Source organism: Pseudomonas sp. MD195_PC81_125 (assembly GCF_014060985.1).
GTDB lineage: Bacteria > Pseudomonadota > Gammaproteobacteria > Pseudomonadales > Pseudomonadaceae > Aquipseudomonas > Aquipseudomonas parakoreensis.
In genome coordinates, this window is sequence record NZ_JABULD010000393.1 from 1 (window position 1) to 5060 (window position 5060).

Here is a 5060-nt window from a genome sequence, read left to right on the forward strand (position 1 = left end):
AACCGTATTTCCTGGTGCGCGCCGATGGTTCGGACGTGAACTACATCCGTTCCGACCAGCCGGATATGCTGATTCCGTCGTGGGAAATCTTTACCTGGAAGTAAGATTCCTGACTTTTTAATCGGCGCCGCTTGATCGCGGCGCCCGAACTGAGCAGTTTTTAACCATGTCTGTGTTCACCCCCCTGGCTCGGCCAGAGCTGGAAACCTTTCTTGACCCTTACGGGCTTGGCCGTCTGCTTGATTTCCAGGGGATCGCCGCCGGCAGCGAAAACACCAACTTCTTTATCAGTCTGGAGCAGGGCGAATTCGTCCTGACCCTGGTCGAACGTGGCCCGGTGCAGGAAATGCCGTTCTTCATCGACCTGCTCGACGTGTTGCACGAGGCTGATCTGCCGGTGCCTTACGCGCTGCGCACCACTGACGGCGTGGCGTTGCGTGAGCTCAAGGGCAAGCCGGCGCTGCTGCAACCACGGCTGTCCGGCAAACACATCAAGGTCGCCAACGCCCAGCATTGCGCGCAGGTCGGCGAGTTGCAGGCGCATCTGCACCTGGCGACCCAGGGCGAGCGCATGATCAAGCGCAAGACCGATCGTGGCCTGGACTGGATGCTGGAGGAGGGCAACGAGTTCCTCTCGCACTTGAGCGACGAGCCGCGTGCGCTGCTGCACAAGGCGCTGGATGAAATCACCGTGCAGAAAGACAAAATTCTCGCGCTGCCACGGGCCAACATTCACGCCGACCTGTTCCGCGATAACGCGATGTTCGAAGGCACGCACCTGACCGGGTTGATCGACTTTTACAACGCCTGCTCGGGGCCGATGCTCTACGACGTGGCGATCGCCTTGAATGACTGGTGTTCAGACGAGGAAGGCTTGATTGACGGGCCGCGCGCCCGCGCATTCCTCGGCGCCTATGCGGCACTGCGTCCGTTCACTGCCGCTGAAGCTGAACTCTGGCCGACCATGCTGCGCGTGGCGTGCGTGCGGTTCTGGCTGTCGCGGTTGATCGCCGCCGAGCAGTTTGCCGGGCAGGACGTGCTGATTCACGATCCGCGGGAATTTGAGTTGCGGTTGGCGCAGCGGCAGCAGGTGCATACGCCGCTACCCTTCGCTCTTTTAAGATCAAAAGATCGCAGCCTTCGGCAGCTCCTGCAGGGGAGTGTTGTTTCAGTCAGACGTATTGCGCAGCCGCGTAACCCGAGGCCCATGCCCACTGGAAGTTGAAACCGCCCAGATGCCCGGTGACGTCGAGAACCTCGCCAACGAAATACAGCCCCGGGCTTTTCAGCGACTCCATGGTCTTGGACGACACTTCGCGGGTATCGACGCCACCCAGCGTGACCTCGGCGGTGCGGTAGCCTTCGGTGCCGGCCGGGACAACTTTCCAGCTGCCGAGTTTGTCGGCGATCTGCGCCAGTTCGGCGTGGGTGTACTGCTTCATCGGTTTGGAGACGAACCAGTTGTCCGCCAACAGGTTGGCCATCTTCTTGGTGAAGATTTCCCCGAGCAGGGTTTTCAGTTCGCTGTTCGGGCGTTCGGCCACTTGCTGTTGCAGCCATGCGGCGGTGTCGTGATCCGGCAGCAGGTTGATCTCCACGATGTCGCCCGGCTCCCAGAACGACGAGATCTGCAGAATCGCCGGGCCGCTGAGGCCGCGGTGAGTGAACAGGATGTTCTCGCGAAAGCTCTGCTCGTTGCAGCTGACCAGACAGTCCACCGACGTACCGGACAACTCGGTGCACAGTTCCTTGAGCTGATCGGTGATAGTGAACGGCACCAGGCCGGCACGGGTCGGCAGCAGTTCATGGCCAAACTGCCTGGCGACCTGATAACCGAAGCCGGTGGCGCCCAGTGTCGGGATCGACAGCCCGCCGGTGGCGATCACCAGCGATTGGCACTGAACCTGGCCGAGGGTGGTGTCGAGCAGGTAACCGCTTTCGACCTTTTCGATGGTCTGGATCGAGGTGTCCAGGTGCAACTCGACGCCGGCCTGATCGCACTCGTCGAGCAGCATGCCGAGGATGTCGCTGGATTTGTTATCGCAGAACAGCTGGCCGAGTTTTTTTCTCGTGGTACGGCACGCCATGCTTGGCGACCATGCCGATGAAATCCCACTGGGTATAACGTGCCAGTGCCGATTTGCAGAAATGCGGGTTACCCGAAAGGAAATTGCCCGGCTCGGTGTACATGTTGGTGAAATTGCAGCGGCCACCACCGGACATCAGGATTTTCTTGCCGGCCTTGTTCGCATGGTCGAGCAGCAGCACCTGACGCCCACGCCCGGCGGCGGTCAGTGCACACATCAACCCTGCGGCGCCAGCGCCAATAATCACGACTTCGGTAGAGCGCAAAACGGTGTCCTCTGAAATATCACCACAAAACCAACTGTTGTAGGAGCTGTCGAGTGAAACGAGGCTGCGATCTTTTGATCTTGCTCTTTAAAAACAAAGTCAAAAGAATCGCAGCCTGCGGCAGCTCCTACACAGGGATGTGGCGTAGCTTTTCCGTTCACGCAGCGCCTTACCACCGCTGCACCCTGCAATGAACGGCCTCACCTGGCTCCCTCGGCTCAGGTGAATTTCAGGCGCCCTCGGGCGCCTTTTTTTGTGGGTTCATTTCAGCGGCCAATCCTGCAGGATCCGATAGCGGCCCTTGTGCGATTCGAACAAGGCAAAGCGCTCGGCACGCAGGAAGAACTCCGGCGGCGTGGCGGCTTCCGGTTCCGCTGCGCGGTAGTCCCGGGCCAGGGTCAGGTGCGGGCGGAACTCGCGCGGCGAGTCTTCGAAACCGAATGGCAGCATCGCCTGTTCCAACGCATACACCAGACGCAACAACGCTGGCGGCGCCTGTTCCGGCGCCAGAGACAGGATCCCCGCGCGATGCCAGACCTGCAGGCGATCCAGCGCAATCTTCAATGGCTCACCCGGCGTGCGTACCTTGCCGGCGGCCTCGCAGACTTCATGGATCTGCGCCAGCGGCACCGCGCTGAGGAACAGCAGCGTCAGGTGAAAGTTATCCGCCGGCACCGCTTTGCCGGTTCTCAAGCGCAGATCGGCGCGCCACTGAGCGATGGCCTTGCGTAATGGTGGTGGGCAGTCGAGGGCGAAAAACAGTCGCTTGAACGGTTCATCCCTGCGCGCATCATCGGTCATGGGCCTGCTCCTTCGCTGGTCGATCGGCCGATTCTACACAGCCTTCTCTGACGACTCGCGACAGCCGGCTATAGTTCAAGGATGGCCATCGAACTGGAGGTCGCCATGCGCGAGATCCTCAGCAAAGAGCCCTGGTGGGCCCGACCACCCAGCCCAGGGCAGGATGAAACCGAGCTGGAATGGGGCTGGCTGGTGCATTACAGCGAAGGTGAACCGCGTTTCGAATTCGTCCGCGAACGACCGACGGAGGAAGAAATCCGCCACCGCAAAAGCTGCCGCATTACTCCCTCTGCAGAGTGACCACCACCCCATGGGGGAGCGAGCCTGCTCGCGAAAGCGGTGGGTCAGCCATGAAGCTATTGGCTGTGCCGGCCTCTTCGCGAGCGGGCTCACTCCTGCGCTGGATTTCAGGATTCAAGAATGTCCTTGAAACCACCAAAGATCATCCGCTGCCCATCAAACCCCATCGGATTGACGTCCGGTTGCATGCGCGGGTCTTCCATCATCTTTGCCATGCCGGCATCGCGGGTGGCTTTGTCGGGCCAGATCAACCAGCCGGCCGAAACGGTCTCGCCGTCCTTGAGTTTTACCGCCATCGGGAATGACGTGACTTTGCCTTCCGGCACGTCATCGCCCCAGCCCTGAACCACCTCCTTCGCTCCGTACTCCTTGAACAGTTGCGCGGCGATCGCACAGTGTTTTTTGTACTGCTCGCGGTTGGCATTCGGCACGGGTGCTACAAAAATATCGATGTAAGCCATGATCACTCTCCTTGCACGTTGGGTTCTATCTGCTGATTGGTCGATTCGGGAGGTCGCCATTCGACACGATTCAGCCCCTGCCCGACCGACGGTTGTTCGCCCCCGCCAAGGTTGCCCTCGACCTGCCCGGCGATATGCAGCGTTCCAGCCATGACCCCGGTGGTCGGGTTTTGCAGCAGTTTCGCCCAGGCCTTGTCGAAGGTACTGCCCAGGCTGCTGCGAATCAGCGCTTCGCTGTCGGGCCGGTCGTTGGCCTGGATGATCGCGCGGATGCCCGCCACCCCAATCGACGATCACCCCGCCAACCAACTTGCCCGCCGCAGCCGCCACCGCACTGGCCGCTCCGCGCGGCGCCATTTCCGCTTCCATCCGTTGACTGGCGCGTTTGGCCACAGGGGCCATGCCGGCGTCGGTCGAGGCAATGCCCTTGCTGCCGCCCTCAGTGTGGATCTTGTCGATCAGCGCGGCATACGCCGGCAAGGTGTTCAGCGGCTCGGTGCTGATGATCTGATACAGCGACGCATCCCGCGCCGGCGGCGGCCCGAGGGCGATGGCCGGGACCTTCTGCAGACGCCCGTTGAGTTGGGCCACCGGCATGCCATAGCGCTGGGCGATGAGCGGCATCTGCTGGGCCATCAGTTGCGCGTAGAACGCCGTGGCCTGACCGAGGATCGCGTCCGGATCGATCTCCACCGCCACCGGAGCCAGCACTCTTTCCTGATATTGCTCAAGCAGATAGCTCGCCAGACGCTTGGCCGACGCGTCCTGTTCGCCGCCAGCACTGATGGTGTACCAACTGACCTTCATCGACAGCCATTCCTGAGTCCAGTAGCTGCTGAACCACGGAATGAAATTTTCTTCAGTTTGCTGATAGACGCGAGTGCGCCAATGTTCCATCGAACCCCGGGCAAATACTTTGACTTGCTCGGTGGATTGCTGCGAGGCGCTGACGATGTCGCGATCGATCTGCTGCCAGGTGGCGGGTGACACCACCACGGCCGACGGCGCCACCGGGGCCTTGGCCGAGGTGGCGCAACCAGCCAGCAGAGACAGTGCGGCGACGACCAGCGCACGCAGGTTCACGGTGGTGGAGTCCTTGAATGGAGGGAGACAGCATTGAGTATAGGTGTGTCAGTTTCCGAGGAT

3 protein-coding genes and 4 pseudogenes are annotated in these 5060 nt (G+C 61.1%); 3 read left to right on the forward strand and 4 right to left on the reverse strand.

What is annotated here, in order from left to right:
* Window positions 1-104 (forward strand): annotated as a pseudogene (locus tag HT737_RS16060) (DUF2782 domain-containing protein); the annotation flags it as partial.
* Window positions 105-166: 62 nt separating this feature from the next.
* Window positions 167-1117: pseudogene (locus tag HT737_RS16065) on the forward strand (homoserine kinase); the annotation flags it as partial.
* A 55-nt stretch (window positions 1118-1172) separates the two neighbouring features.
* On the opposite strand, the pseudogene HT737_RS16070 reads toward HT737_RS16065, so the two are convergent.
* Window positions 1173-2352 (reverse strand): annotated as a pseudogene (locus tag HT737_RS16070) (NAD(P)/FAD-dependent oxidoreductase).
* A gap of 261 nt (window positions 2353-2613) precedes the next feature.
* Complete coding sequence (gene thpR / locus HT737_RS16075) at window positions 2614-3153, reverse strand: RNA 2',3'-cyclic phosphodiesterase (RefSeq protein WP_182403249.1); 540 nt, start codon at window positions 3151-3153, stop codon at window positions 2614-2616.
* 105 nt (window positions 3154-3258) lie between these two features.
* Here thpR and HT737_RS16080 point away from each other — a divergent pair, with 105 nt between their 5' ends.
* Window positions 3259-3453, forward strand: a complete 195-nt coding sequence (locus HT737_RS16080; protein WP_095136579.1) for a hypothetical protein — start codon at window positions 3259-3261, stop codon at window positions 3451-3453.
* Between the two features lie 107 nt (window positions 3454-3560).
* Here the strand turns inward: HT737_RS16080 and HT737_RS16085 are convergent, their stop codons facing one another.
* Together HT737_RS16085 and HT737_RS16090 are read right to left on the reverse strand one after the other, a co-directional pair.
* Window positions 3561-3974, reverse strand: coding sequence for a DUF1428 domain-containing protein (locus HT737_RS16085; RefSeq protein WP_308809991.1), 414 nt, complete (start codon window positions 3972-3974; stop codon window positions 3561-3563).
* Window positions 3917-4997 (reverse strand): annotated as a pseudogene (locus HT737_RS16090) (hypothetical protein). Before HT737_RS16090 ends, HT737_RS16085 begins: the two are co-directional and overlap by 58 nt.
* Window positions 4998-5060: the final 63 nt, after the last annotated feature.